A 24,097-nucleotide genomic window follows, 5' to 3' on the forward strand; every position below is an offset into this window, starting at 1 on the left:
CAGCCTAGCGTTCGACAGTCCAGCCGCGTGCGGTGCGGTGGGCTTCCAGCGTGATGCCGCTTTCGTCTGTCTCACCGCCAGCATATTGCGCGCGGCGCGGCGCTGCCTTGCCTGTCGTGAGTTTTAGCAGCACGGCAACCGCTGCGATGAACAGGCCAGCGGCAGCAGTGATCACTGCAATGACACCGGCCATAAACACGATCGCGATCGCAAGCAGGCCCTTGAGTGTCCAGCGTGCCGCCTCTTTGAATGCGTAAGCAATCCGGCTGAGCAACAGGTCTGCTGAAATTGGGGTACGTGCTGATGTCATGTGCGTGTCTCCTGCAGACAAATGTGAAGGCTGAAAGCGCCGGAATCAATCTCTCTGCGGCGGAATCCCTCAGTTTGCCGCAATCAAGCCTCGTTCTGCCCGAATGCGCGCATAGGCGCCCGTGATGGCGGCAGCCTTGTCATGGGCGGCCAGTTCAAACTCGCGCGGGGCGCCATTGCCAACAATTCGATCGGGATGGTTGTCCGCCATGAGCTGGCGATAGGCGCGCCGGATGTCGTCAAATGCGGCGTCATGGGCGACGCCCAGAATGTGGTACGGGTCATCGCGGTCCGGCCCGAGATGGCTCGCCCGGATGCGCCGGAACGTCGTTTCGTCGAACCCGAACGCCTCTGCTACGGTGCGCAGGTAATCCATTTCGTCACTGGTCACCGCGCCATCGGCACCTGCAATCATGAAGAGCCCATCGAGCACGCCTTCGAGCAGACATGGCCGGGCCGAATACTTCTTGCCAATCTTGCGGGCATAAGCCTCGTAGCCGCGAACTGTTTGCTGGGCGATGCGGAACACACGTCTCACCTGGGCCGCGTCCTCAGGCGATGCGCGGAAGATGCGAGAGAACATCATCACTTCGGCATCGCTGACCCGGCCATCGGCGGCGGCCATCTTGGCGCTGAGGCCTATAACGGCTGCGGTGAAACCGACATCGTTCGGATCAGGCGCGCAGGCCTCATCGTTTCCCACCGGGTCTTCCGGCGTATCGGGATCGAAGAGGCGCTTTCCGCCATCGATGAGCAGCTGCCAAAGGCTCATATGACTGCCACTATAATCTGATTGGGGCGTGGGGACAGTGACCTATACTCACAAATGGCGATAATAACCATTACGAGTTCGTGAGAATTCACTGCTATTCCCGGGACTTCCCGCTGCCATCCCGCTGATTGATGTCGGCGCGCAAGCCTGCCACTTCCTCTCGAAGTGAGTTGAGCAGCTTCAGCATCTCGTCTCTCTCTTCCTCCGCATGTTCCACATCTTCTTCGATATCTTCAAGCAGTTCATCGGTCGCGGCTCGCTGCTCGGCTGCGAGCGCTTCGACCACCAGGGCGATAAAGAGATTCAGGACTGCAAAGCTGGCGATGAAAATGAAGGTGATGAAAAACAGCCATGCCCAGGGGTGACCATCATCGATCACCTTCTGCACGACTTCGAAACGCCAGCCGTCCATTGTCATAACCTGGAACAGGGAAAAGGCAGAACTTGGAAGGTCACCGAACAGCTCCAGCACCTCCTCATTGTCGGTGTTGCCGTACATGTTCGTCGCCATCACGGCGTATACGTAGATCAGCAGGGCCAGCACAGCGACAATCGCCCCCATGCCGGGCAAGGCTTTGAGCAGCGCTTCAGTGATACGTTTCATCATCGGCACAACATGGAGAAGTCGCAGAACCCGAAGCACGCGTAGTGCGCGCAGGACCGAGAAGGCCTCGCTGCCCGGGGCAAGGGATATGCCTACGACAATAAAGTCGAACCAGTTCCAGCCAGACCGGAAGAAGAGAAGGCGGTAGACGACGAGCTTCAGGAAAATCTCGACAGCGAAGATGTAGGTGATCGCACGGTCGATGCCGTTCAGTGAGACAACCAGCGGTGCAGGCAGGTCTTCCTGATAGGTGAGAACGCCCAGCACAACGGCGTTCAGAATGATCAGTGCCGTGATGATGTTGCGGAACCAGATACTCTCTATTGCCGCTTCCAGCCGCGAAGTGTGTGTCTCAAGATCGAGCGTTGCGCGCGCCATCCTGTTCGTCCCCCATGCCTGATCGCTGCTGCGGTCCCTGCCTCTTTATGTCGATGCGTCTATGATGTGCAATCAGTTCGCGGAGGTCGTTGTGTCGCTGATGATCCGCCAGTCTCCGGATATCTTGCGGAAGACGAGCGTGAAAAGACCCGATGGCGTGTCATTGTCCCGCGCGAGGTTCCAGCGACCGTGCAGCACAGCGGCATCTTCGGACAGAAGGACGGTCTCAAGCTCGGTGAAGGATAGCGTCCCCATCGCTGCGCGAGTATCGTACCGGGCCTTGTAGCGCGAAAGGGTTGGCTCAAAACCACGCGTGACGGTACCGCCCGAGGCGAAGCGCAGTTCGGATGAACGCAGATAGCCATCCATGAAGGCGTCTATGTCGCCGCGGTTCCAGTCTTCAGCTTGCTTCTTGATCACAGCTTCGATGCGCTCGGTCTCAAGCGAAACCGAGTTTGCAGGAGTGTCGGCTGGCACTTGAGAGGCACAGGAAGCCAGAACAAGGAATGCTGCGAGAAGTGGGGCGCGATATGCAAGACGCATTGATTTTCCTTTCCATTCACGCGACCAGTGTAGCCGCTTCATCCTGTAAGGGAATTCGCTGCGAATATCTTTCGCGGCGGGTCGGCAAAACCCCTCTGTGGCTGGGAGTTAAATGGACATGACTATGATGATTGCGCTTATCGTCGCGGGGCTGGTCCTGCTCTTTGCAGGCGGCGAATTCCTGGTGCGCGGATCGGTTGGCGTTGCAAGAAGGCTGGGCATGTCAGAGCTGCTCATCGGCCTCACACTGGTCGGTTTCGGCACATCGATGCCAGAGCTTGTGACGAGCCTTCAGGCGCTCTCGGATGGGTCGACAGGTCTATCTATCGGCAACGTAATCGGATCGAACGTCGCCAATGTGCTTCTGGTGATCGGCGCGGCCTGCGTGATTTCCCCAATCGTGACCAATCCGCGAGCACTTGCCCGCGATGGCCTCTTCATGATTGCTGTCACAGCGTTGTTCGCCGCGATTATCTGGATTGATGGCTTCACCCGGACAATGGGTTTTGCATTCATCGGCGTCCTGTTGGTTTATTTGGTGCTTTCCGTACTTCTGGACCGGCGCAAGGGATCTGCCGCTAGCGAGGTTCATTCCGGTGAAGCGGAAGTTGTCGAGACCAATGAGCCACTGCTGATCTCTTTGCTGCTTGCTCTTAGTGGTATTGCGGGCGTTATCTTCGGTGCCCGCTTTCTCGTGCAGGGTGGTTCTGACCTCGCCCGCATGTTCGGCATCTCCGAAACGGTTATCGGCCTTTCGATCGTAGCTATCGGGACCAGTCTGCCAGAGCTTGTGACCTCGGTAGTCTCTGCCCTGAAAGGCAAGGCGGACGTCGCCCTAGGTAACGTCATCGGCTCCAACATCTTCAACATCCTGGGAATCATGGGCGTTTCGGCGGCCGTTTTTCCCTTTAGCCTCATGGCCAGGCCGGAGCCCGCCGCCGGAACGCCAGTAGATGTCGGCGCCATGGAGTATGGCGAGATGACAAGCTTGGTCACCATGCAGGACATGGGGGCGCTGGCCTTGTCCGTCTTCCTGCTTGTTCTCTTTGCTTATACCGGGCGTAAACTGGCGCGCTGGGAAGGCGCGGTCTTGCTTCTCGCCTATGCGGTCTACATGTCGCTCAGCTTCGGCATTCTGCCGCGCATCGGAGGTTTCTGATCCATGAGTGATAGTATCTATACTGGGCTTGAACAGCTTGGCGGCACAAGCGCCATCCCCGCATCGCCTGAAGAGGCAGAGCTCGAACGGGTGCCAAACCCGCACGCCGGGACGCTCTATCTGGCGCGCTTCACCGTGCCGGAATTTACCTCGCTTTGCCCCGTCACAGGCCAGCCTGACTTCGCGCATATCGTCATCGACTATGCGCCGGGCGAGTGGCTGGTCGAGAGCAAGAGTCTCAAGCTCTACATGACGTCATTCCGCAATCACGGCGCCTTCCATGAGGACTGCACCGTGGCGATCGGCAAGCGTTTGCAGGACTTGCTGGCGCCTACCTGGATGCGGATTTGCGGCTACTGGTATCCGCGCGGCGGTATCCCGATCGACGTCTTCTGGCAGACGGGACGCCCACCAGAAGGCCTCATCGTTCCAGATACTGGTGTGCCGACCTATCGTGGGCGCGGCTAGGCCCGTTCGAGCGCCGTCATGCCGTTTTCGGTCCGCCCAGCACGGAAGCGGGCAATAGACCCTGTCGTGTAGGACCGGTCGCGAATGCCAGAGACCTCGACATATTCCGAGGTCACATCGTCAGCGGTCAGCGTCACCAGCGAGTAGCCGTGACCGTCCACCTTGTACCAGTTCACATCCTCATTGGCGGTCGCAAACTGGTCGCCAAGGTCCGGCACGTCCTTGATGTAGGTGCCGAGGCCGGGCGAGGTAACCGAGGTGCAGCCAAACTCCACCCCGCGAGGCGCGCCGTTATTATCATGCAACGTATTGGCCCAGGCGGTGTGGGTATCGCCGGTCAGGGTCACCAGCCGCGCATTTGATGCCGCCGCTGATGCGTAGAGGCGTTCACGTGCCGCGGGAAAACCATCCCAGGCATCCAGGTTGAAGGGCAGTCCGAGCTGGCTGAACGGGATCATCTGGGCGACATATCCGCTTTGAGCAGCTTTCTGCGCGTCAGTAAGCGTTTCCATGAGGTTTGGCGGGCGCACACGGGCCATGATGACCTGGTTGGCGAGGACCTGCCACGTCTTGCCGCTTGAGACAGAAGATTGGAGCTCGCCATCAAGCCATTCTTCTTGAACCCGGCCAAGCATGGTGCGGCTCTCGTCGCTGACGCGGCCCATGACTTCCTGCGCCTTCGCAGGAATGGCCTCTGGGGCGACGCCGGCGAGTTCTGCGCCCCATGAGATTTCGTCCGAACGGCCCGTCAGGCGGGACTCGAGGCAGAATACGCTGGCCGTATCGCCAAAGCTGAAGGTCCGGTAGATGCCACCGGTGGCGCGGCCTGCTTTGGGGTCACGAACGGGCATCCACTCAAGATAAGCCTGTACGGCGACCTGTTTGCGGTCTGTCCAGTTGCCTTCGGTTTCCGGCTGATGGTTTTCAGCGCCTGTCCGGTAGGAATTGTTGGTGCTTTCGTGGTCGTCCCAAGTGCAGATCCACGGGGCTGCGGCGTGCGCGGCCTGAAGCATCGGGTCGCGTTTGTACTGAGCATGGCGCATCCGGTAGTCGCCGAGCGAAACGATTTCCATCGGAGGCTCGTGGTTGCGGTCAATTTCCTGACCGGCCTGACCGCCATACCCATCGACGCCATACTCATAAAGATAGTCGCCAAGGTGTATGACGGCATCAAGATCCGCGCGCTTTGAAATGGCGTCGTAGACGTTGAAATAGCCGAAGGGGAAATTTGAGCACGAGACGACCGCGAGTGTCACGGGCGGTTTGCCCGAGGCTGGGGTGGTCTTGGTCCTGCCGACAGGAGATACCACGTCACTGGACGATGTGCGCGCGGTGAACTGGTAGAAGTATTCGGTGTCCGCTTGCAGGCCCTGAATGTCTGCCTTGAGTGTGAAGTCGCGCGCGGCGCTTGTATTCAGCTGGGTCTCGGCCGCAAGCAGGCTCATCGTTTCATCGCGAAAAAGACGGACCGTGACGGGAATGGACGACTCGGTGTTCTCATCGGTTGGGGTCACGCGCGACCAGACGATGACGCTGTCACTGAGCGGGTCGCCAGATGCGACGCCATGGTCGAAGCTTACTTCGCCGGCAAATGCGGCCCGGTCGTCGACGAGTGGTGTATTGCCAGTGGTCTGAGTTGCACAAGCAGCAAGGCCTGCCGCGCCCGCGCTGAACCCTAGAAAGTTACGTCTGGAAATCTTGCTCATTGTAGCCCCGCTCCTCAGGAATCGATTTTTGCCTGTCTACAGCGCGATCATGACGACTCCGCGAAACAAGGTCTATAAGCTGCGCCAATGAACAGACTGACCGCTACTGCGACCGATACGGACAAGGGAACGAGGCTCGACCGCTTCCTGTCAGAGGCCTTGCCGGAGCTTTCGCGGTCTCGCGCGAAGACTTTGATCAAGGAGGGCGCCGTCAGCCTTAACGGCAAGACGGCCGACGACCCGAAGGCCGGTGTGTCGCCGGGCGAAACCTACACGCTCGACATGCCGGACCCGGTGCCAGCCACGCCAGAGCCTGAAGACATCCCGCTCGACATCCTTTTCGAGGACGAGAACCTCATTCTGGTGAACAAGCCTGCGGGCATGGCGGTTCATCCCGCCCCCGGCAGCTGGCAGGGCACGCTAGTGAACGCCCTGCTTCATCATTGCGCTGGAGAGCTGCCCGGTATCGGAGGCGTTGAACGCCCCGGGATCGTGCACCGGATCGACAAGGGCACGACAGGCGTCCTCGTCGTTGCCAAAACCGACCCTGCCCATGCAGGCCTGTCAAAGCTTTTCAAGACGCACGATATCGACCGGACTTATCTCGCCATCACGCGCGGTGCGCCGCGCCCGCTGGTCGGCTCAGTGGACATGCGCATTGCTCGCTCGACTAGCGACCGCAAGAAAATGGCGGTCATTCGCGACGAGGACAGCGAGGAAGGGCGTCACGCTGTGACCCATTACAAGGCCAAAGAGACTTTCGGTGAACTCGACAAGGGCGCTGGTCTTCCAGCGGCGGCGCTAATTGAATGTCGCCTGGAGACCGGCCGCACGCACCAAATACGTGTGCACATGGCTCATATCGGAGCGCCCCTTATCGGTGACCCGACCTATGGTCGCCAGCGTGGAATAAAGGCTTATGGGTCGGGTGAGGCCTTCATCGACGCGACGACTCGCGCGCGACAGTTTGACAGGCAGGCGCTTCACGCCGCCCGGCTTGGCTTTGTTCATCCTGTCACCGGAGAACACGTCTTCGCCGAAGCGCCGCTGCCGCCAGATATGGACGGGCTGCTATCGGCGCTTCGGAAAATCTAACGCAAGTCTAACCCTTCGGCTTGAACCAGTCCGGCAGCTTGTAGGTCATGCCCAGATCTTTGGCGACCGGTTCATGCGTGATGTGGCCTTCGGCGACTGTGAGACCATTCGCAAGATGCGGATTTGAGTTCAGCGCCTCATGCGTGCCCTTGTTTGCGATCTGCAGCACGAAGGGCAGGGTGGCGTTGTTGAGGGCATAGGTCGACGTGCGCGGCACGGCGCCCGGCATGTTGGCGACGCAGTAGTGCAGGATGCCGTCGACATCATAGATCGGGTCTTCATGGGTCGTTGGCTTCGAGGTTTCGAAACAACCGCCCTGATCGATGGCGATGTCGACGAGGACTGCGCCCGGTTTCATGGTCTTTAGCTGTTCGCGCGAAATGAGTTTCGGGGCCGATGCGCCCGGGATCAGCACTGCGCCGATCACGAGGTCAGCTTCCTTCACAGCAGCATCGAGTGCCGCCTTGGTCGAGAACATGGTCTTGACCAGGCCATTGAATTGGGCGTCGAGCTCGGCGAGGCGGTTATTGTTGCGATCAAAGACAGTCACATCCGCGCGCATGCCGACGGCAATTTCGGCGGCATTCGTACCCGAGACACCGCCACCAACAATGATGACCTTCGCAGGCTGGGTGCCCGGAACACCGCCGAGCAGGAGGCCGCGGCCGCGCTTAGTCCGCATCAGGGCCCAGGCCGCAACCTGCATCGACATACGTCCGGCAACCTGGCTCATAGGACGCAGAAGCGGCAGGCCACCTGCAGGTTCAGTGACGGTCTCGTAGGCAATCGCGGTACAGCCAGACTCAATTAGGCCCTTTGCCTGCACAGGATCGGGCGCAAGGTGCAGATAGGTGAAGAGCGTGTGTTCAGGGGTAAGGCGCGCGGTTTCCTCCGGCTGCGGTTCCTTCACCTTCACGATCAGTTCGGCAGATTTGAAGACAGCGTCGGCATCGGCAACGATTTTCGCACCGACATCGGTATAGTCCTCATCGGCAAAGCCAGATCCGAGGCCTGCACCCTGTTGAACGAAGACTTCGTGGCCCGAGTTAACGAGGTCGCCGACGCTCTCCGGCGTCAGGCCGACACGGGATTCCTGCTTCTTGATTTCAGTCGGCACACCAATGCGCATCTTCAGTCTCCTGCGTAAGATTTCGCGGACGGTATGCGCTGGCCGGTGGTAAGTCTTGCCAATTCACATCGGCGCAGGAACGCCTCGCGAAAAGAATTTTCCCGGCATGGCCGGTCAGGCAGAAGCGTAGTTCGATCGTAGGGAATAACCAGCAGCGCGCACGGTCCGGATTGGGTCTTCGCCGCCCTTGCTCATCAGCGCCTTGCGGAGGCGGCCGACATGGACGTCGACGGTCCGGACTTCGACATAGACGTCAGAGCCCCAGACCCCGTCCAGGAGTTGCTCACGAGAGAAAACCCGCCCCGGATGCTGGATGAAATAATCAAGCAGGCGGAATTCGGTCGGGCCGAGGTGGATCTCTTCACCATTACGGCTGACCGTATGTGTCGTCCGATCGATAGATATGTCGCCGACGGTAACCTGGTCATCGACAAGCGCGGGCCGGATACGGCGCAGGACGGCGCGCACCCGCGCCATGAGCTCGGTCGTGGAGAACGGTTTCGTGACATAGTCGTCTGCGCCCGTGTCGAGGCCGCGAATACGGTCGCTTTCCTCTGAGCGCGCCGTGAGCATGATGACGGGAAGGTTTGCTGTTTCGGTCTTGGAACGGATTCTGCGGCAAACTTCGATTCCCGGCACCTTGGGCAACATCCAGTCGAGTAGGACGAGATCGGGCAGGCGTTCTTCGAGCAAGAGCATGGCCTCGTCCCCATCGGGGGCGACGGCGGTGTCGTAACCTTCGCGTTCCAGATTGTAGCGGAGCAGTTCGGCGACTGCTTTCTCGTCTTCAGCAATCAGGACGAATGGCTTCAACGCTGCTCTCCTTCGTCATCGGCCAGCCGGGACTCCACCTTGGCGCCAGTCGTCGCTTCGCCCGTGACCATGTAATAGACCGCCTTGGCAATATTGGTGGCGTGATCGCCGATCCGCTCAAGGTTCTTCGCCATGAAGATCAGGTGAGTATTCGACCCAATCTGGCGCGGATCTTCCATCATATAGGTGAGTGTTTCGCGGAAGAGCGAAGTGTAATGATCATCGATATCGTCATCCATATCGAGCACAGTCTTCGCCGCCTCGATATCCTGCCTCAGATAGCAGTCCAGTGCCATCTGAAGCTGGTGTGATACGGCGCGCGACATCCGCTCAATGCCTTTAACGGCGGCGCGGTTCTCGTCACCATTCAGTTCGAGGCAGCGCTTCGCGATATTCTTGCAGAGATCACCAATACGTTCGATGTCGCCAGCCAGTTTCATTGCGCCAAGGACGGCACGAAGGTCGCCGGCCATCGGGTGGCGCAAGGCGATCAGGCGGATGATTGCTTTCTCGGCCTCAACTTCCAGCTCATCAATGGCGCGGTCGCGTTTGATGACTTCCCGCGCGAGTTCGAGGTCAAACGTTGCCACAGCTCGGCTGGCATCCATGATCATGCTTTCGGCAAGACCACCCATGCGCAGGAGGTTCGCCGACAGATGTTCTAGTTCATCAGTAAAGGCTGTAACGATATGATCAGGCATTTGGAGTTTCTCTCTGCCGCTTAACCGAAGCGGCCCGTAATATAGTCTTGCGTGCGGCCATGCTCAGGATTGGTGAAGATCCGTTCGGTGTCGCCGTATTCAATAAGCTTGCCAAGGTGGAAGAAGGCCGTTTTCTGCGACACACGCGCGGCCTGCTGCATGGAGTGGGTAACAATCACGATGCAGTAGCGTTCACGCAGTTCGTCGATCAGCTCCTCAATCTTCGCAGTCGCGATCGGGTCGAGTGCCGAGCAAGGCTCGTCCATCAGGATGACTTCGGGGCTGACGGCAATGGCGCGTGCAATACAGAGGCGTTGCTGCTGGCCGCCCGAAAGGCCGGTGCCTGGCGCCGGAAGGCGGTCCTTCACCTCTTCCCAGAGACCAGCTTTGCGAAGCGAGTTTTCGACGACTTCGTCCATCTCTGCCTTGCCGGAGGCCAGACCGTGGATGCGCGGACCATAGGCAATGTTGTCGTAGATCGATTTCGGGAATGGGTTTGGTTTCTGGAAGACCATTCCAACGCGCGAGCGAAGGAGGACTGGATCAATGGACGGATCATTGATGTTCGCACCGTCCATGAAGATCTTGCCGGTGACCTTGGCGGACTCGATCGTGTCATTCATGCGGTTGATGCAACGCAGGAAAGTGGACTTGCCACAGCCTGACGGCCCGATGAACGCCGTGACGGAGCGGTCTTCGATCTCGAGCGAGATGTCTTCGATGGCCTGCTTGTCGCCATAGTAGACGTCAATGTTCTGGCAATCGACCTTGATTGGCGCAGAGGCGGCGTCTGCACGAGCGGAGGATTTGGTCTGGGTGAAGTGTTCCATATTTCCGTCCATGGTGACTACCATCTCCTTTCAAAGCGGCGTCTGAGAATGATCGCGATCAAATTCATGAGAACGAGGAAGACGAGCAGCACGATAATTGCGGCTGCGGTCTGCGGCTCCCATGCGCGTTCTGCACCCGTCGACCACTTATAGATCAAAACGGGCAATACCGTCGACTCGTCCATCGGACCGTCGGGGACTTCTGCGACAAAGGCAACCATGCCGATCAACAGAAGGGGGGCTGTCTCGCCAAGGGCGCGGGCCATTCCGATGATCGCGCCGGTCATGATGCCAGGTGCAGCAAGGGGAAGGACGTGATGAAAGACGGACTGGGTCTTCGACGCGCCGACACCGAGCGCCGCGGTACGGATAGATGGTGGCACAGCCGTGAGGGCCGCCCGCGACGCGATGATCACGGTCGGCAGGACAAGCAGCCCAAGTACGAGACCGCCGACAAGTGGCACGGAGCGGGGCAGCCCCATGAAGTTGATGAACACCGCCGCGCCAAGCAGGCCAAAAACAATCGACGGTACAGCAGCGAGATTGTTGATGTTGACCTCTATCAGCGAGGTCAGCTTATTCTTCGGCGCGAACTCTTCGAGATAGACAGCTGCGAAGATGCCAACCGGGATGGCCAGCAGCGCTGTCACAAGCATTGTGAGCAGCGAGCCAACAATTGCGGCAGCGGTCCCGGCAAGCTCCGGATAGGTGCTGTCCGAATTGGTGAAGAGAGTGGTGTTAATTTTCGATTTGATGCGACCTTGCGCCCGGAGGATCTCGGTCCAGGCGATTTGCCGGTCTGTGACCGTGCGGTTCTCCTGGCTCTGCGCAAGCACGAGGGCCTCTGTCGCAGCCCCGTTGCTCGGCAGCATGCGAGGCCCGGCCAGGTAGGTGAGCGAGAGGTTGCGGTCCTCTGAACCTTCCAGCCTGTACCAGGTATTGCCAGCCTTGATCAGGGCGACCGCTGGTGCATTATCGACATCCGTGCGTGTAAGTTCGGTGAGCGTTGCGCCAAGCTTCTCGGTAGCGTCCTGCGAAGCAAGTGTCAGCGTGACGCCGCTCTCGATTGCGCCTTCTCCGGCTGCCACTTCGCCGATCTCTATGGACTTGCGAGCGCTGACGCCGCCTTTCAGGAAAAGGTCGATGTCATCGGCAAGCGCAACGTTGAAGATCTGCTCCGATCCTATCGTCTCAGGTGAATCGGCAGTCGCGCGCGCGATGGGCAGAACGGCAAGGCGTGTGAACATGCCATAGAGTTCGCGCTGAACGTTTCGGTCGGCATCCTCGGGCAGGAATTCGTCGGCGAGCTGGTCCTGCAGCATAAGGTTAAACCCGCTGACATTTCGGGCGATTTCATCTGGGTCGCGCGTGCCGTCAGGATCAACATAGCTCGCCTCAATGTTGAGATCATAGCTTAGCACGTGGCGTGAGAATGCACTGCTGGCCTGTCCAAAGATCGATATTAGCAGGGTCACAAGCGCGACAATGGCGATGCCGATCGCAAGCTGTCCGTACAGCTTGAAGCGCGCTTCTGCGCCGTGGCGCTTTTTCAGGCGCCGCAGGGCTTCTTCGGTAACGAAGGAACCGGTGTTCGCTGGGCCTTCAGTCGGGCTACTCATATTTTTCCCTGTACTTCTTGACCACGCGAAGCGCGATGAGATTGAAGATCAGCGTGACGATGAAAAGTACGAAGCCAAGTGCGAAAGCCGACAAGGTCTTGGCGCTATCGAACTCAGTATCACCCGTCAGCAGGGCGACGATCTGAACTGTGATCGTTGTCAGGTCAGCAGTCGGGTCCGGCGTGATCTGAGCGCGTTGGCCGGCGGCCATCACGACGATCATCGTCTCGCCAATCGCGCGTGAGACAGCCAGCAGCAGGGCGGCAATGACACCGGGCAGGGCGGCCGGCATGACGACCTGCTTGACCGTCTCTGACTTGGTCGCGCCCATCGCATAGGCGCCATCGCGCAGGGTTTGTGGGACGGCGTTAATAACGTCATCCGACAGCGACGATACAAACGGAATGATCATGATGCCCATAACGAGGCCGGCGGCGAGCGCGCTGGTTGGCTGCGCGGCCAGGAAGCCATCTGGAATGAAGGGCAGGCCGTTTATCCAGGTTGCGCTTGCTCGCACGATGGGCGCCACGAATTGAAGTGCGAAGAAGCCATAAACAACGGTCGGGATACCAGCGAGCAGTTCCAGAATTGGTTTTACGATGCTGCGCACGCGCGGGCTGGCATACTCAGACAGGTAGATCGCAGAGAACAGGCCGATCGGTGCTGCGACCAGCATCGCAAGAAACGCGATCAGGAACGTGCCGAAGAAGAGCGGAATGGCGCCGAAGTCAGCGCCCGTCTGTGCGTTCCACTCGGTGCCGAAGAGAAAGCTGAAAACATTGACGCGCGAGAAGAAGCGAAGCGCTTCGAAGAGAAGGCTGGCGACGATGCCGATCGTGGTCAGGACGGCGATTGCGGCGCAGAGAAACAGAAGGAATTTGATCCCGTCCTCAACACGCGCCCTTGCGCGGAAGTCCCCGCTGAGGCGGCTGCGCCCGAAGAAGAAACCGCCTGCGGCCGCCAGTACAGCGAGAAGGATGGCTCCGATGCGAGACAGGCCGACAAGGTCGGTGTAGCGGTCTGAAGTTGCATCGAACAAAGCGTTGCCGGTCGCCAGCGCGTCCCGGCGTGTTGCATGCTCTGAAATCCGGTCGATATACTGGCCAAGTTCAAGCTCACCGAGGGCCCGGATGCGCTCTGGCAGTTCGCCAGCGATCTGTGCGCGGACTAGGGATTCGCCGAACAGTAGGTAGAGAAACAGAATAATGGCAGCGGGCGCGATCGTCGCCATTGCAACGAAGTAGCCGTGGTAATTTGGTTGTGAGTTCAGCTGTGATGTATATCCGCGAGCGATACCCACGGCCTGCGTGCGCCCAACATAGAAGGCCATGAAAGCAGCCGCGGCAAGCACTGCGAATAGCAGCCAAGCGACGGGCAGATGTCCGAAAGTTTCCAGCATTCCGCTGCACACCCAATGTAAGCCGTTGGGGCCTCATAACGTCGCTGATTGACACATATGTGACACATACTGATCACAAGCGCGTGTCGGCTGTGGCGCCCTGCAGATCAAAAGGTTTAACGCTCTGAAAATGCACGGGTTTTCCAGTTGACGGATGTTCGAAATCGAGGCGGCCCGCATGCAGGTAAAGTCGTCCCGAGCTGTATCCGCTGTCATACAGGCGATCCCCGAGAATCGGATGGCCGATGGAGGCGAGGTGAACCCTCAATTGGTGGGTGCGCCCAGTGACCGGCTGAAGTCTGAGGTGGGCATTCATTTTTCCCTGCTTCTCAAGCCACCACAATGTCTTCGCTGGCTTGCCAGCGTCGTGATCTATGCGTCGCAACGGGCGTTCATTCCAATCGCGTCCGATCGGAAGGTCAATTTCGCCTGACACGCCTGCCATCTGACCTCTCACCAATGCGTTATAGGTTTTCGTAATCTTCCGATCAGCAAACTGTTGCGCCAGGGTCGATTGAGCCAACTGGCTACGGGCCACGATCATCAAACCTGACGTATCGAGATCGAGCCGATGGACGTCGAAGACGGGGCCGTACAGTTCGGATAGGTAGCTGAGTACGCTGGCAGATTTATGGCTGCCACGGCCGGGAACCGAAAGAAGCCCGGCGGGCTTGTTCGCAACGAACAAGTCCTCATCAGCATGAATGAGCTTGAGCGCTTCTGGCGGAGGTGGGCGATACTCCGGCTCTGGCGGGACGCTCATCTTTCTACCGTTTGGATGGCGCGCTGCCCTCAAGGCAAGGCAACCAGACACCGAAGCAGGTGCCTTTACTCTCTTCACTCGCGACAGCGAGGCCACCTCTATGGCGTGCCATGATGTGCTTCACGATGGCGAGGCCGAGGCCAGTGCCTTCGATGTCGCCGCCGCGGCTTTCATCCACACGGTAGAAACGCTCACCCAGCCGGGAGAGATGTTGACGTGCGATCCCGACGCCCTTGTCGCTGACACTGATCCAGGCTGCGGTAGCTTCTGAGGAGGCGCGTGGCTGCAGAAGCACCGAGCGCGTTGCCTCTTCATTCGTCCCGGTGGCGAGCATTGCGGCGTCGGCCATGCTTCGCGCTGTTCCGATATTCACAGTGACCCGCCCGCCTTTTGGCGAGTATTTCATGGCATTGCTGATCAGGTTCTGAACGACCTGCGCAAGTTCATCCCACTTTGCCGTCACCCGGATTTCGCGTTCAAGGCCCTCGAGTGACAGCTCGATGGCCCGCTCTGCTGCAAGGGGCTGCAAGGCCAGAACGGTCTGGCTGAGCACGTCGCTGAGGTCGATAACCGTATCGGGCGCGCGATGCTCGCTGAATTCGATCCGGGACAGCGAAAGCAGGTCGGAAACAAGGTGGCGCATCCGGTCTGTCTGCTTATGCATGATCTCGAGGAAGCCGTCCCATGACTCCCTGTCGTCGCGGGCAGGCCCGCGCATCGTTTCGATAAAACCGGCGAGGGCGGTCAGGGGTGTGCGCAGCTCATGGCTTGCATTGGCCAGAAAGTCGGCGCGCGCCCGTTCAGCGCGGTGTACCGCAGTGCGGTCTTCAAAAACGACGAACACGCTTGACGGCTCGGGGCCTGGAGTGAGGTGGGCCAGCCAGAGTTCATCACCGTCGATGGCCATGAATTCAACCCGCTCGCCGGCGCTGCTGCGTGAAACCCTGTCAGTGGCAGCAAGCACATCGGGCTGGCGGATGATGACAGACTTCAGTGCCCCCTCGATATGCTTGATACGGAAGAGGTCCGATATCTTCTTGTTGGCCGATTCAATTCGCCCTTCGCCGGAAATGTAGCAGGCTGGAAACGGCAGGGCATGGATAAGTGAGCGCACGGACGATTTCATCGCCTCGTCGCTCGCCTGCACATCGTCGGCGGGAGCAATGTCGATGGCTGGCGGTGCGGAGCCGACAAAGTAGGCGAGGGCCCCGAGCGACAGGACGATAATGGCTGTCACGCCTTCAAAAATGCCGAGGGCGCCAGAGATCATCATGAAAGCGAGCAGGCCGCTGCCCGCAATACCGAGAACGACAAAGTCGCGGATTCTCTCCGCGCGGCGTAGAGCCGACTGTTGAGGGTACTTGCGAGCGGTTGCCATATTACTCCAAACCAAGAAAACGAGTGTGCGGCAAGCCGGTAAACCGCGAAAGCGGCTGAAAAGGCAGCTGTTTACAACTGTCTGCCCTCTGATCGTCAATGGTTATTGATTTTCGATAATTGTTTGTTGACAGTCGAGTAATCGCCGCTTAGAGCTGCGATCACATCAAGAGAGGGTGGAATGAAGTTCGAAGGCCTTATTATCGCTGTCGCCGCGCTAGCTGGTTGCAGCACTTTGCCGGACACGCAAAGCCTGGCTGGAGAGTCGATTGCGATCTTTCCTGCGGCTCCAGATGCTCCAAAAACCTGGGCAAAAAGCGGTGTTACCGGGGAACTTCCGACGGGTGACTGGATCTCGCAGTTTGGTGATCCTGTCATGGGGGCTCTTGTTGCCGAAGCACTGACCGCCAATCCCGACCTTCAATCACAACTCGCCATCGTTCGGGCAAGCCGGGCGCAGGCGCGATCGGTTTACGGCCGATCGCTTCCAAATGTTTCAGTGTCTGGCTCAGCCGGGGTCACTTCAACTTACAGCGCAGCTTTTGACGAGCGCTTCACGGACCCGACTTATGGCCTTGGCGTCGATGCGAGCTGGACCGTCGATCTATGGGGGCGGGTGCAAGCTGCCGTTGATGCGGCGGAAGCCGACCTTGTTGCGAGCGAAGCTGATCTTGCATCGCTTCGCCTTGCGCTGGCCGCTCAGACCGCAATTGCCTGGACCGATCTCAATGAAGCGCTTGCGCAGGAACGTTTGGCCATCGCGACCTTTGACGCCCGCGACCGGATCGTGACTTTGACAGAGCGTCGCTTCTCGCGAGGCCTTTCCTCAGCACTTGATGTTCGCCTCGCACGAAGTGCGCGCGCAACCGCTGAAGCCGCGATCGCAGCGCGCCAGCAAGCACTGGGCAATGCCACGCGCCGGCTTGAAATCCTGCTTGGCCGCTACCCCGCTGACGAAATCGAGGCGCCTGGCCTACTCCCGGAGCTCGCGCCTATCGAGGCGGCTGGTACGCCGATGCTTCTTCTGGCGCGACGTCCTGACATTGCCGCATCCGAAGCGCGCCTGACAGCAGCCGGACTTCGCGCGGAGCAAGCCCGCCTCGCATTGCTTCCAACGCTCAATTTAAGCGGGTCGCTGGGCACGAACCAGACCGATTTGGCGGACCTGTTCGACCCGGTCCGCATCGCTGCAAATGCGATCGCCAGCCTCTCGCAGCCCGTGTTCAATGGCGGGGCGCTACGTGCCGACCGCGATGCGGCAATCGCCTTCGCTGAGAGCGCTTTGGCCAACTATGCAGGGGACGTGCTTGTCGCTTGGCGCGAAGTTGAAGATGCGCTGGCTGCTGATGATTTTCTGGCCGCCCAGGTCGATGCGCAGCGCCGCGCGCTGGAGGAGGCCATTGAGGCCGAAAACCTGGCGACCCGCCAGTACTCCAACGGCCTCGTTTCGATTTTCAATCTGATCGATGCGCAGACGCGTAAACTGAACGCAGAGAGTAACTTGATCGCAGCCCGGTCAGCCCGCGTCTCCAACCGCATTTCCTTCCATCTCGCCATAGGTGGTGCGGTCACTGAGGGGGCGATGGCCCCCGATTCTGGTATATAAGAAGAAGTCGAGAGCAGAGACCTCCCATGAAACGTATCATCACAATCCTGCTGCCAGTCATTGTCCTCGTTGTCATCGTCGGGACCGGATTTGCGCTCACACAAATTTTTGCGCCGCCTGTCGAGCGCGCTGAAGAACAGCCCCGGGGCCTGTCTGTCTTTGCAGAGGCTGCGGAAGAGACAGATCTCGACCTCAAGGTCCGCGCGCAGGGCGAAGTGCGTCCCAAGCGCCAGATCGTGGTTGCGCCCCAGATTGCCGGACGGATTTCGTACGTATCTTCCGATTTCCTTGACGGCGGTTTCATCCGCCAAGGGCAGGTGCTGGTACGACTTGAGGCGGCGGACTATGAACTGGCTGTGACGCGCGCCCGGTCCGGCGTGGCTTCGGCGCAGCAAGCACTCGCGCGCGAACAGGCAGAGGCAGATCTCGCTGAGCAAGACCTTGCAGACCTTGGCATCGAGGATGCGAGCCCGCTCGCCCGCCGCGAACCTCAGCTTGCTGAAGCGCAGGCAAACCTCGACTCAGCGAAGGCCCTGCTCGCCGATGCCCAGCTTGCGCTGAACCGGACCGCTGTAACCGCGCCCTTCTCTGGCCGTGTGCGCGAACGCAGCGCCGATCTCGGTCAATTCGTAAGCCCAGGTCAGGCTCTGGGCACGATCTTCGCTACCGATGTGGTCGAAGTCTCCCTGCCGCTGTCTGATGAAGAGCTGGGCCGCACAGGCCTGCCGCTCGCGTTCGCTGAGACGGCGGACAATCCGGGGCCGCAAGTTGTCTTTTCAACGAATGTAGCTGGTGAGCCGCGTGAGTGGGTCGGCCGCGTCAGGCGGACGGCAGCTGCGCTCAACCCGCAGACCCGGCTCATAAACGTTATCGCTGAGCTGGATGATCCATACGGCACCGGTTCTGATGATGGTGTGCCGATGGCGCCTGGTCTCTTCGTCAATGCTGAGATCGATGGCCGCCGCATCGAGAATGTCGTGCGCATCCCACGCTCCGCCCTGCGTGGTGTCGATCAGGTCTTTATTGGCGATGGGCCAGAAGGCAGACTCGAAATTCGCACCGTGAACGTCGTCTACAGCACCGATGATGGAGCATTTGTCTCCACTGGGGTCGAGGATGGCGAACTCGCAGTGGTCTCTCCGATCCAGGCTGCTTTCGATGGCATGAGCATCCAGGTGGTCGAACGCATGCCTGATGGCTCGCTCGTCCCCCGCACACCTCGCAAGTCCAGTTCTGACGACGCCGAAGAAGAGGCTGCAGCGCAGGTTGCTGGTGAAACCGAAGGAGCAATCCAATGAGCGGACTCGTCGCCTGGTGGGCCAGAAATGGCATTGCTGCCAATCTCCTCATGGTCATCGCCTTTATCGGCGGGACGTTTGGCTTCCTCAGCCTCGAGAAGGAAGCCTTCCCGGCGGGTGACTGGAACGGGGCGAGTGTATCCATCGCCTGGCCTGGCGCGTCCCCGCAGGACGTGGAAGACCAGATCGTGGTCCGCCTCGAAGAGGTTGTTGCTGATATTGACGGCCTCAAACGCCTGACAGGTGTTGCCCGGGAAGGCGTCGGTTATGTAAACCTTCAGACCGAACTAGACGTCGATGTCGATGAGTTCGTCGACGAAGTTAAGCGCCGTGTCGACACGATTTCGAACCTGCCGCAATCTTCTTTCCCGCCACAGGTCAGTCGCTGGAGCGCGAACAACCAGTTCATGGGCCTTGCGCTGCACGGCAATGTCGATCCCGGCACGCTCGACTATTATGCAGATGAGATGCGCGACAGGATTGCGCTCCTCGAAGGTGGTGAGCTCGCGCAGGTTCAAGGCACGCTGGGCGAAGAAGTGTCCATCGAAGTCTCCGAAGCCGCACTTCGCCGCTACAATATGACTTTCTCAGAGGTTGCGAACGCGGTTCGTGGCTCGTCCATCAACTCCTCTGGGGGCACTGTGCGCACAGACACCGGCACGGTTGCGATCCAGGCACGCCAGCTTGCCGACACGCGTGAGGATTTCGAGAATATCGTCATTCGCCAGACCGCTGAGTTCGGCACAATCCGCATCCGCGACGTCGCAAATGTGGTCGATGGATTTGTCGATGGCGAACTCGACGCGACCTATAATGGCGAGCCGACCGCGTTTATTATGGTGAACCAGCCAGAGAAGATGGACATCGTCCTCTACTCCGACAACATCAAGGACTTCATCGAGCGCGCCAATAGTGGTCGCGGTCAGGATGGCCTCCCTGAAGGACTTCGCCTCGATCTCCTGTTCGACATGTCCGAGGTCTATAGAGGCCGTATGGACACGATCAGCTCTGCGGCCCTTCAGGGTATGGCGCTGGTCCTTATCATCCTCATCCTGTTCCTGCGCCCGATCGTGGCGTTCTGGGTCACGATTGGTATCGGAACGGCGTTCGCTGGCGGTATCATGATCCTGCCACTCTTCGGCGTATCGCTGAACTTCCTCTCGCTCTTTGCGGTCCTCCTCGTGATCGGTGTGGTCGTCGACGACGCCATCGTTGTGGGGGAGAACATCCACAAGGAGGTCGAGAGTGGTCGGCGAGAGGGGCTTGGAGCTGCAACTGTGGGTACGCAGCTTGTTATGAAGCCGGTTATTTTCGGCGTTCTCACGACAATGATCATGTTTGCGCCGTGGGCTTTCATCCCCGGCCCGGAACGCCAGTTCACTGCCCAGATTACCTATGTTGTCGTGGCTGCGCTGGCTTTCTCGCTGATCGAGTCGATGTTCATTCTGCCCTCGCACCTCAGCCATATGAAGCCGCAAAAGTTCGGCGGCCCTGTAGGGCGTCTGATGTCGGTCCAGCAAAGTATCGCTGACAGCCTGATCACTTTCGCGAACAGAGTGTACAAGCCGCTGCTCGAATATGCCGTGAAGTTCCGGTATGTGACTGTTGCGATCTTTACGTCGCTTTTCGTCATCGCGATCATGTTGGTCCAGTCGAACATCGTGCCATTTCGCTTCATGCCGCAGATTGAAGACGATCTGGTGCAGGTGCGTATCGACTTGCCGGATGGCTCGCCGCAGTCGCGTTCGCTTCAGGTCCGTGATCAGTTGCGGCTGGCGGTGGAGCAATCACGCCAGACTTTCGATGAGCGCTATCCCGAGCTTGGCGACGATCACATGATCCGCGACATCTCTATCGTGGCGACTGAAGGTGATGTTCAGTCATGGATCGGCCTGATCCCGCCGCAGGACCGCCCGGAGGGCGTCTCCACGAAGGAGATCGCAGACGAGATTCGCGCCAATTTCGGCGAAGTGCCTGATGCTGAGGAAGTGAACTTCCAGTTCACGATCAACAATGCGGACAATTCCATCCGCTATGCGCTGAACAATGACGACCTCGACGTCCTGCGTCAGGCTGCTGACGATGTGAAAGCGCAAATCGCCACCTATGAGCAGGCATTTGATATCGGCGATAACCTGTCATCAGCTGCGCAGGAAATCAGGATCGACTTGAAGCCTGGGGCGACCTCACTCGGGATCACTCTGGGTGATGTGACGTCGCAGGTTCGTGCGGCCTATTACGGTATTGAAGCCCAGCGCCTTCCACGCGACGGGGACGACGTCCGCGTCATGGTCCGCTATCCGAAGGAAACCCGTGAATCTGTCGACAGCCTCCGCGATCTTCGTATCCGGACCAGCGACGGGCGTGAGATCCCGCTCGAGCAGGTTGCAGAGATTTCCTTCGCGCCGGGTATCGACCGCATCCAGCGCCGTGAACGCATGCGCTCGGTTACTGTTTTCGCTGACCTGGTTGGCGACAGTACCCGCGCAACGATCTTTGCCGACATGGAGCAGAACTTCTGGCCTGACTTTGCCAAGAAGTATCCGACGGTCACACGCGGCGCAGTCGGCGATATCGAGAGCGAGCAGGAGTTCGTGCAGGATATTACGAGGCTCTACATCATCGCATTTGTGTCGATGTACATTCTGTTGGCAATCGCCTTCCAGTCCTACTCCCAGCCGTTGCTTCTGATGCTGGCCATTCCTTTCGGATATGCTGGCGCTGTCTTCGGGCACTGGGGCTTCGACACGCCGATGGCGCTCTTCTCCATGTTCGGCATAGGGGCGGCAGCAGGCGTGGTCATCAACGATAACCTCGTACTTGTCGACTATATCAATAGGCGACGAGAAGAAGGGGCAGGCGCCTTGCAGGCCATCGTCGACGCTGGCGTATCGCGCTTCCGTCCTGTGCTTCTCACCTCGGTGACCACCTTCGTCGGTATCCTGCCGATGATCGCCCAGAAGTCGGTCCAGGCGCAGTTCCTGAAGCCGATGGTCGTCTCACTTGGGTCGGCCGTTGCCTTCGCGCTCTTTGTTTCGCTTCTGCTCGTTCCTGCGTTCTATGCGGTGGGCTGTGAAGTGGGCCGGATTTTCCGCTGGACCTGGGGTGGTCGCCCTTATCGCCAGATCGGTGAATCCTATGAAGGCGAAGCCAATATTGACGAAGAAGAACTGATCGGCACGAGCCGCGGTGCGCGCCCGCAGCCTGCGGAATAATGTCCTTTTGCCCGGCAGATTGAGGGCTGGATTTACCTCAATCTGCCGGGTTATCCAGAATAAAACTGAATGGAGAATCCTTAAATGAGATATCTGATGTCCGGCGTTGCTGCGGCAACGCTACTCGGCGCTTGTGCCACGACTGAACAAACGGCTGATGCGCCAACCCCGCCCACAAACGACACCGCCGCTGCCTCGCAGCGCGTTGTCGAAACCACCTCGCCCGACTATTGGGGCAGCTGGGGCATCGATACCGGTCTGATGGATTCTGAGGTTCGCCCGGGCGACAATTTCTTCATGCATGTCAGCGGCGACTGGTTCGATGAGTTTGAACTGCCAGCCGACAAGACGCGCTACGGTGCATTCGACCTTCTGCGCGAGAAATCTGAACAGCAGACCCGCTTCATCATCGAAGACCTCGCTGCCGAAGAGCCGCCAATCGACACTGCGGAAGGCAAGGTCGCGGCATTCTACAATGCCTATATGGCCACCGACGCCATCGAAGCGGCAGGCATGACGCCAGCTCAGCCGTACCTCGACAAGATCGCTGCCATCGACAGCCGCGAGTCGCTGGCGAACGTCTTCATGTCGCCAGGCTTCTCTTCGCCGATCAATGGTTTTGTCTGGGTCGATGACAAAAATCCGGATGATTACATCTTCCAGATGTCCATGGGCGGCCTCGGTCTTCCGGACCGCGAGTACTATCTCAAGGACGACGAGAAATCGGTCGAGATCCGCGCTAAGTACGAAGAACTACTTACCTTCCTTTTGGGCAAGGCAGGTTATGAGGATGCCGCGGCGAAAGCAGCTGACGTCCTGGCTCTCGAAACCCGGCTGGCGCAGGCCGACTGGGACCGTGCCGTTAGCCGCAACCCGGAGATCACCTACAACAAGCTGACCCGCGACGAGCTGATCGCGATTGCAGGTGATTTTCCGCTCGCGACTGCGTTGGAGACGCTGGGTGTGAGCGGTGAGGAAGAGTTCCTCGTGACTGAAATTCCGCCGACAGCAGACGAAATCGCGTCCGCAGGCCTCTCGCAGGAAGATGTCGACAAGCTCGGCGGCGGCATGCCTGTCGCGTTCGAGCTTGCGAACACCGCTGATCTCGACACATGGAAAGCCTATCTCGCGGCCCACATGCTCTCGAACTTCTCGTCTGTCCTTCCTTCGGACATCGATGACGCGAACTTCGCTTTCTACGGCACGGCCCTCAGCGGCCAGCCAGAGCAGCGCCCGCGCTGGAAGCGTGCCGTTTCGGCCGTCTCCGGTACGCTCGGTGAGGCAATTGGCGAGGTCTATGTCGACCGTCACTTCCCCGCCGAGAATAAGGAGCGGATGGATGAGCTGGTCGCCAACCTGCGCACCGCCATGCACGCGAACCTCCAAGACCTCGAATGGATGGGCGAGGAGACGCGTGAGCGTGCGCGTGAGAAGCTCGACAAGTTCAACCCGAAGATCGGCTATCCGGTTGAGTTCGAAACCTATGAGACGCTCGAGATCACCGACAACGCTTTCCAGAATGCTGTGAATGCGGCCGTCTGGCAGATGGAAGACAACCTTTCACGTCTGAACGAACAGCCAGATCGCAATGAGTGGTTCATGACGCCGCAGACGGTTAACGCCTATTACAATCCGGGCTATAACGAGATCGTCTTCCCTGCTGCGATCCTGCAGCCGCCATTCTTCAACATCAGTGCTGACCCGGCCGTCAATTACGGCGCGATCGGCGGCGTGATCGGCCATGAAATGGGGCACGGCTTCGACGACCAGGGTTCCAAGTACAATGGCGACGGCGTCCTCGCAAACTGGTGGTCGGAAAGTGATCGCAGCGCCTTTGATGAGCTGACATCAGCTCTGGTGGCCCAGTACAACCAGTATTGCCCGCTTGGCGAAGGTGATCCATGCGTCAATGGCCGCCTGACCCTTGGCGAGAATATCGGTGATCTTGGCGGACTGTCGCTGGCTTACCGCGCCTATCAGATCAGTCTTGATGCAAATGGCGATGGTGTCGTCAGCGAAGACGAGCAGGCTCCAGTCATCGACGGCTATACGGGCGACCAGCGCTTCTTCATGGCGTGGGCGCAGGTCTGGCGCGCGAAGTATCGTGATGAAGCAAAGCGCAACCAGCTGCTGACCGATCCGCACTCTCCGCCTGAGTACCGCGTCAACGGCATCGTCCGTAACTTCGACGAATGGTATGAGGCGTTCGACGTGGCAGAAACTGATGAACTTTACCTGCCACCCGAAGAGCGTATCCGCATTTGGTAGCGTGAGCGCACTTCGCTGAAAATCGGGGAAGGGCAGGCCGAAAAG

20 protein-coding genes are annotated in these 24,097 nt (G+C 59.1%); 7 read left to right on the forward strand and 13 right to left on the reverse strand.

The window, feature by feature from the left end; translation table 11 throughout:
• Positions 1-4: 4 nt before the first annotated feature.
• The 4 genes from O4G74_RS05765 to O4G74_RS05780 form a co-directional block, all read right to left on the reverse strand.
• On the reverse strand, positions 5-310 hold the full coding sequence (locus tag O4G74_RS05765) for a hypothetical protein (RefSeq protein ID WP_269401690.1): 306 nt from the start codon (positions 308-310) through the stop codon (positions 5-7).
• Positions 311-379: 69 nt separating this feature from the next.
• The gene (locus O4G74_RS05770; protein WP_269401691.1) at positions 380-1,081 is read right to left on the reverse strand and encodes a molecular chaperone DjiA; all 702 of its coding nucleotides are present in this window, start codon (positions 1,079-1,081) and stop codon (positions 380-382) included.
• Between the two features lie 94 nt (positions 1,082-1,175).
• Positions 1,176-2,063, reverse strand: a complete 888-nt coding sequence (locus O4G74_RS05775; protein ID WP_269401692.1) for an ion transporter — start codon at positions 2,061-2,063, stop codon at positions 1,176-1,178.
• 72 nt (positions 2,064-2,135) lie between these two features.
• Entirely contained in the window at positions 2,136-2,606 is a 471-nt protein-coding gene (locus tag O4G74_RS05780; RefSeq protein ID WP_269401693.1) for a YybH family protein, read from the reverse strand.
• 118 nt (positions 2,607-2,724) lie between these two features.
• On the opposite strand from O4G74_RS05780, the gene O4G74_RS05785 reads away from it, so the two are divergent.
• Together O4G74_RS05785 and queF are read left to right on the forward strand one after the other, a co-directional pair.
• Positions 2,725-3,765 (forward strand): calcium/sodium antiporter, encoded by a 1,041-nt coding sequence (locus O4G74_RS05785; protein WP_269401694.1) that lies wholly within the window; start codon positions 2,725-2,727, stop codon positions 3,763-3,765.
• 3 nt (positions 3,766-3,768) lie between these two features.
• A complete protein-coding gene (gene queF, locus O4G74_RS05790; protein ID WP_269401695.1) occupies positions 3,769-4,233 on the forward strand; it encodes a preQ(1) synthase in 465 nt (154 codons plus the stop codon).
• Here the strand turns inward: queF and O4G74_RS05795 are convergent.
• Positions 4,230-5,939 carry an alkaline phosphatase D family protein gene (locus tag O4G74_RS05795; protein ID WP_269401696.1) on the reverse strand — a complete coding sequence of 570 codons (1,710 nt, stop codon included), beginning with the start codon at positions 5,937-5,939 and terminating at the stop codon, positions 4,230-4,232. The two genes, queF and O4G74_RS05795, sit on opposite strands and share 4 nt — an antisense overlap.
• A gap of 87 nt (positions 5,940-6,026) precedes the next feature.
• Here O4G74_RS05795 and O4G74_RS05800 point away from each other — a divergent pair, with 87 nt between their 5' ends.
• Entirely contained in the window at positions 6,027-7,034 is a 1,008-nt protein-coding gene (locus O4G74_RS05800) for an RluA family pseudouridine synthase (protein ID WP_269401697.1), read from the forward strand.
• 7 nt (positions 7,035-7,041) lie between these two features.
• Here O4G74_RS05800 and ald read toward each other — a convergent pair whose 3' ends face one another.
• The 8 genes from ald to O4G74_RS05840 form a co-directional block, all read right to left on the reverse strand.
• Positions 7,042-8,163 carry an alanine dehydrogenase gene (gene ald, locus O4G74_RS05805; protein ID WP_269401698.1) on the reverse strand — a complete coding sequence of 374 codons (1,122 nt, stop codon included), beginning with the start codon at positions 8,161-8,163 and terminating at the stop codon, positions 7,042-7,044.
• 114 nt (positions 8,164-8,277) lie between these two features.
• Entirely contained in the window at positions 8,278-8,976 is a 699-nt protein-coding gene (gene phoB, locus O4G74_RS05810; RefSeq protein ID WP_269401699.1) for a phosphate regulon transcriptional regulator PhoB, read from the reverse strand.
• Complete coding sequence (phoU, locus tag O4G74_RS05815) at positions 8,973-9,677, reverse strand: phosphate signaling complex protein PhoU (RefSeq protein WP_269401700.1); 705 nt, start codon at positions 9,675-9,677, stop codon at positions 8,973-8,975. Before phoU ends, phoB begins: the two co-directional genes overlap by 4 nt.
• A 20-nt stretch (positions 9,678-9,697) precedes the next feature.
• Positions 9,698-10,519, reverse strand: coding sequence for a phosphate ABC transporter ATP-binding protein PstB (pstB, locus tag O4G74_RS05820; RefSeq protein ID WP_419715352.1), 822 nt, complete (start codon positions 10,517-10,519; stop codon positions 9,698-9,700).
• A 5-nt stretch (positions 10,520-10,524) separates the two neighbouring features.
• Entirely contained in the window at positions 10,525-12,126 is a 1,602-nt protein-coding gene (pstA, locus tag O4G74_RS05825; RefSeq protein ID WP_269401701.1) for a phosphate ABC transporter permease PstA, read from the reverse strand.
• Positions 12,119-13,525 carry a phosphate ABC transporter permease subunit PstC gene (gene pstC, locus O4G74_RS05830; RefSeq protein WP_269401702.1) on the reverse strand — a complete coding sequence of 469 codons (1,407 nt, stop codon included), beginning with the start codon at positions 13,523-13,525 and terminating at the stop codon, positions 12,119-12,121. The genes pstA and pstC overlap by 8 nt, the downstream gene beginning before the upstream one ends.
• A gap of 73 nt (positions 13,526-13,598) precedes the next feature.
• Positions 13,599-14,288 (reverse strand): RluA family pseudouridine synthase, encoded by a 690-nt coding sequence (locus O4G74_RS05835; RefSeq protein WP_269401703.1) that lies wholly within the window; start codon positions 14,286-14,288, stop codon positions 13,599-13,601.
• A 4-nt stretch (positions 14,289-14,292) separates the two neighbouring features.
• Entirely contained in the window at positions 14,293-15,666 is a 1,374-nt protein-coding gene (locus O4G74_RS05840) for an ATP-binding protein (RefSeq protein WP_269401704.1), read from the reverse strand.
• A 180-nt stretch (positions 15,667-15,846) separates the two neighbouring features.
• Here O4G74_RS05840 and O4G74_RS05845 point away from each other — a divergent pair, with 180 nt between their 5' ends.
• From O4G74_RS05845 to O4G74_RS05860, 4 genes are all read left to right on the forward strand, one after another.
• Positions 15,847-17,271 carry an efflux transporter outer membrane subunit gene (locus tag O4G74_RS05845; protein WP_269401705.1) on the forward strand — a complete coding sequence of 475 codons (1,425 nt, stop codon included), beginning with the start codon at positions 15,847-15,849 and terminating at the stop codon, positions 17,269-17,271.
• A 26-nt stretch (positions 17,272-17,297) separates the two neighbouring features.
• Positions 17,298-18,569 carry an efflux RND transporter periplasmic adaptor subunit gene (locus O4G74_RS05850; protein ID WP_269401706.1) on the forward strand — a complete coding sequence of 424 codons (1,272 nt, stop codon included), beginning with the start codon at positions 17,298-17,300 and terminating at the stop codon, positions 18,567-18,569.
• Positions 18,566-21,784 (forward strand): efflux RND transporter permease subunit, encoded by a 3,219-nt coding sequence (locus tag O4G74_RS05855; protein ID WP_269401707.1) that lies wholly within the window; start codon positions 18,566-18,568, stop codon positions 21,782-21,784. Before O4G74_RS05850 ends, O4G74_RS05855 begins: the two co-directional genes overlap by 4 nt.
• Positions 21,785-21,868: 84 nt before the next feature.
• Positions 21,869-24,052, forward strand: a complete 2,184-nt coding sequence (locus tag O4G74_RS05860; RefSeq protein WP_269401708.1) for a M13 family metallopeptidase — start codon at positions 21,869-21,871, stop codon at positions 24,050-24,052.
• The last annotated feature ends 45 nt before the right edge of the window (positions 24,053-24,097 follow it).

Origin of the sequence: Henriciella marina (genome assembly GCF_027213945.1) — a bacterium.
Classification (GTDB): Bacteria; Pseudomonadota; Alphaproteobacteria; order Caulobacterales; family Hyphomonadaceae; genus Henriciella; species Henriciella marina_A.

Bases quoted from the DNA above. Each gene is read 5' to 3' on its own strand.
- O4G74_RS05765 (WP_269401690.1), bottom strand. From the start codon at position 310: ATGACATCAGCACGTACCCCAATTTCAGCAGACCTGTTGCTCAGCCGG.
- O4G74_RS05770 (WP_269401691.1), bottom strand. From the start codon at position 1,081: ATGAGCCTTTGGCAGCTGCTCATCGATGGCGGAAAGCGCCTCTTCGAT.
- O4G74_RS05775 (WP_269401692.1), bottom strand. From the start codon at position 2,063: ATGGCGCGCGCAACGCTCGATCTTGAGACACACACTTCGCGGCTGGAA.
- O4G74_RS05780 (WP_269401693.1), bottom strand. From the start codon at position 2,606: ATGCGTCTTGCATATCGCGCCCCACTTCTCGCAGCATTCCTTGTTCTG.
- O4G74_RS05785 (WP_269401694.1), top strand. From the start codon at position 2,725: ATGACTATGATGATTGCGCTTATCGTCGCGGGGCTGGTCCTGCTCTTT.
- queF (WP_269401695.1), top strand. From the start codon at position 3,769: ATGAGTGATAGTATCTATACTGGGCTTGAACAGCTTGGCGGCACAAGC.
- O4G74_RS05795 (WP_269401696.1), bottom strand. From the start codon at position 5,939: ATGAGCAAGATTTCCAGACGTAACTTTCTAGGGTTCAGCGCGGGCGCG.
- O4G74_RS05800 (WP_269401697.1), top strand. From the start codon at position 6,027: ATGAACAGACTGACCGCTACTGCGACCGATACGGACAAGGGAACGAGG.
- ald (WP_269401698.1), bottom strand. From the start codon at position 8,163: ATGCGCATTGGTGTGCCGACTGAAATCAAGAAGCAGGAATCCCGTGTC.
- phoU (WP_269401700.1), bottom strand. From the start codon at position 9,677: ATGCCTGATCATATCGTTACAGCCTTTACTGATGAACTAGAACATCTG.
- pstB (WP_419715352.1), bottom strand. From the start codon at position 10,519: ATGGACGGAAATATGGAACACTTCACCCAGACCAAATCCTCCGCTCGT.
- pstA (WP_269401701.1), bottom strand. From the start codon at position 12,126: ATGAGTAGCCCGACTGAAGGCCCAGCGAACACCGGTTCCTTCGTTACC.
- pstC (WP_269401702.1), bottom strand. From the start codon at position 13,525: ATGCTGGAAACTTTCGGACATCTGCCCGTCGCTTGGCTGCTATTCGCA.
- O4G74_RS05835 (WP_269401703.1), bottom strand. From the start codon at position 14,288: ATGAGCGTCCCGCCAGAGCCGGAGTATCGCCCACCTCCGCCAGAAGCG.
- O4G74_RS05840 (WP_269401704.1), bottom strand. From the start codon at position 15,666: ATGGCAACCGCTCGCAAGTACCCTCAACAGTCGGCTCTACGCCGCGCG.
- O4G74_RS05845 (WP_269401705.1), top strand. From the start codon at position 15,847: ATGAAGTTCGAAGGCCTTATTATCGCTGTCGCCGCGCTAGCTGGTTGC.
- O4G74_RS05850 (WP_269401706.1), top strand. From the start codon at position 17,298: ATGAAACGTATCATCACAATCCTGCTGCCAGTCATTGTCCTCGTTGTC.
- O4G74_RS05855 (WP_269401707.1), top strand. From the start codon at position 18,566: ATGAGCGGACTCGTCGCCTGGTGGGCCAGAAATGGCATTGCTGCCAAT.
- O4G74_RS05860 (WP_269401708.1), top strand. From the start codon at position 21,869: ATGAGATATCTGATGTCCGGCGTTGCTGCGGCAACGCTACTCGGCGCT.